At 64.7% G+C, this 2,665-nt stretch carries 3 protein-coding genes; all 3 read left to right on the forward strand.

The window, feature by feature from the left end:
* The coding region (locus EOA22_RS30255; RefSeq protein WP_164756022.1) for an ActS/PrrB/RegB family redox-sensitive histidine kinase at positions 1 to 976 on the forward strand (976 nt) is incomplete at its 5' end.
* 85 nt (positions 977 to 1,061) lie between these two features.
* Positions 1,062 to 1,625 carry an ActR/PrrA/RegA family redox response regulator transcription factor gene (locus tag EOA22_RS30260; RefSeq protein ID WP_013528072.1) on the forward strand — a complete coding sequence of 188 codons (564 nt, stop codon included), beginning with the start codon at positions 1,062 to 1,064 and terminating at the stop codon, positions 1,623 to 1,625.
* 62 nt (positions 1,626 to 1,687) lie between these two features.
* A partial coding sequence (gene nhaA / locus EOA22_RS30265; protein WP_127390461.1) for a Na+/H+ antiporter NhaA occupies positions 1,688 to 2,665 on the forward strand: 978 nt, incomplete at its 3' end.

Genomic DNA, 2,665 nt, shown 5'->3' on the forward strand with positions numbered 1-2,665 from the left:
GGTGACATGGCTGCCCCTGCGCCTGACTGCCATCCTCGGCGGGCTGGTCATGTCGGCGGCGACCTGTCTGGTCTTTGTCCATCTGCCGCTGCCCTGGCAGGAGGATGCGCCGCTGGCCATGCCTTTTCTCTATGTCGCCGGCATGTGGATGGCGGTGCTGTCCTCGATCGCCTTCACCGCCATATATGCTTTTCGGGTGGCAGCCGAAGCCCGGCTTCTGGCCAATGCGCTCGCCGCAACAGAGCTGGTGCTGCAGCGCGAGCAACACCTTTCGGCGCTCGACGGGCTGGCCGCCGCGGCCGCGCACGAGCTCGGCACGCCGCTCGCCACCATCGCGCTTGTCGCCAAGGAGATGGAAAAGGCGCTCGGCAAGGATCCGAAATATGGGGAAGACGTGACGCTGTTGCGTTCGCAGAGCGAGCGTTGCCGCGAGATTCTCAAGCGGCTGACCAGCCTGTCCTCGGAGGGTGAGGCGCATCTTTCGCGGCTGCCATTGACATCGCTGGTCGAGGAGGTCACCGCGCCGCACCGGGACTTCGGCATCTCGATCAAGCTTCGGCCCGGCGAACGCATCGGCCCCGAGCCGGTCGGGCAGCGCAATCCGGGCGTCATCTACGGCCTCGGCAACCTGGTCGAGAACGCGGTCGATTTCGCCCGCAAAAGCGTCACCGTGCGCTGGAGCTGGGACGAGGCCACCGTCACCTTCTCGATCGTCGATGACGGCCCCGGTTTTCCGGCCGAGATCATCGACCGCATCGGCGAGCCCTATATGTCGACGCGCCAGGGCAATGAAACCGGCGGTGGTCTGGGCCTCGGCCTGTTCATCGCCAAGACCCTGCTCGAACGCTCTGGTGCCGTGCTCGATTTCCGCAATTCGGGTGGCCTGGGCGAGGGCGCCATGGTCCAGATATCGTGGCCGCGTGGTGTGTTCCTCAATCCGGAAATCACTTCGGCCAGCATGTTCGACACTGCCTGAGAGCCTTGAAGGACCTCTAAAAATTGGACAAGGAGGCTCAGGAACTATATTTGCGTAAAATTAAGGCAGCAGGAATTTTGAGACTATGACAGGCGACGAGAATATTGGCGCAATGGTTGAAGGCGAGGACACCTCGCTGCTTGTCGTCGATGACGACAAGCCGTTCCTCACGCGTCTGGCCCGCGCCATGGAAGCCAGGGGCTTCGTGGTCGAGACGGCCGAGAGCGTCGAGGAGGCGGTTGCCAAGGCGCGCGCCAATCCGCCCGCCTACGCCGTGGTCGACATGCGGCTCGGCGACGGCAACGGCCTCGACGTGGTCGCGGCCATCCGCGAAAAGCGCGAGGATTCCCGCACCATCATCCTGACCGGCTATGGCAACATCGCCACCGCGGTGACCGCGGTGAAGCTCGGTGCGGTCGATTATCTCTCCAAGCCCGCCGACGCCGATGATATCTTCGCCGCACTCACCCGCACCGCCGGCGAGCGCGCGGCGCCGCCGGAAAACCCGATGTCGGCCGACCGCGTCCGATGGGAGCATATCCAGCGCGTCTATGAGATGTGCGAGCGCAACGTCTCCGAGACAGCGCGCCGGCTCAACATGCACCGTCGCACCTTGCAGCGCATACTGGCAAAGCGCGCGCCGCGTTAAGGCCACCGTTTGCCATCTTGCCGATTGAAACCCGCCGAAACAGGCGGCATGACGGAGGCGACATGCAGGATCTGAAGCAGCGGCCGATTTCCGTCTTCCGCGAATTTCTCGATAGCGAAGCGGCCGGCGGCATCATCCTGATGGCGGCGGCGGCACTTGCGTTGATCGTCGCCAACTCGCCGCTCGCCGAAACCTATTTCTCCGTGCTCCACGCCTATCTCGGCCCGCTCAGCGTCTCGCACTGGGTCAATGACGGGCTGATGGCGGTGTTCTTCCTGCTCGTCGGGCTGGAGATCAAGCGCGAGATGCTGGACGGCCAGCTCTCCACCTGGCCTCGGCGCGTGCTGCCCGGCATCGCCGCCGCCGGCGGCATGCTGGTTCCGGCACTCGTCTATGTCGCCGTCAACCGCAACAATGCGGCCGCCCTGTCCGGCTGGGCGATCCCGACCGCCACCGACATAGCTTTTGCGCTCGGCGTGCTGTCGCTGCTCGGCAGCCGCGTGCCGGCTTCGCTGAAGGTGTTCCTCACAGCATTGGCCATCATCGACGACCTCGGTGCCGTCATCATCATCGCCATCTTCTACACCAGCGGCTTGTCGCTGGCTTATCTGGGTGCCGCCTTCGCAATCATTGCCGCGCTTGTCGTGCTCAACCGCATGCGGGTGATGACGCTTGTGCCCTATCTCGTTCTGGGCGTCGTCCTGTGGGTTCTGGTGCTGAAATCTGGCGTCCATGCAACGCTTGCCGGCGTGGCGCTGGCGCTGACCATCCCGCTTGAGCGCTCCGCCGGGATCGGTCACGATCTGGACCGTTCGCCGCTGCACCGGCTCGAGCACGGCCTGCACAAGATTGTGGCTTTCGTCGTCATCCCGATCTTCGGCTTTGCCAATGCCGGCGTTTCGCTCGCCGGCCTGAGCTTTGGCGCGCTGATCGAGCCGTTGACGCTGGGTGTCGCCGCCGGCCTGGTGGTCGGCAAGCTGGTCGGCGTGTTCGGCTCCTCGGCACTTGCCATCAGGCTCGGTCTTGCCGACCTACCCGCC

Origin of the sequence: Mesorhizobium sp. M7A.F.Ca.US.014.04.1.1 (assembly GCF_003998745.1) — a bacterium.
GTDB classification, from domain to species: Bacteria; Pseudomonadota; Alphaproteobacteria; order Rhizobiales; family Rhizobiaceae; genus Mesorhizobium; species Mesorhizobium ciceri.

What these genes read in the sequence shown, in the direction of transcription:
- EOA22_RS30260 (WP_013528072.1), top strand. Translation starts at nt 1,062, where the DNA reads ATGACAGGCGACGAGAATATTGGCGCAATGGTTGAAGGCGAGGACACC.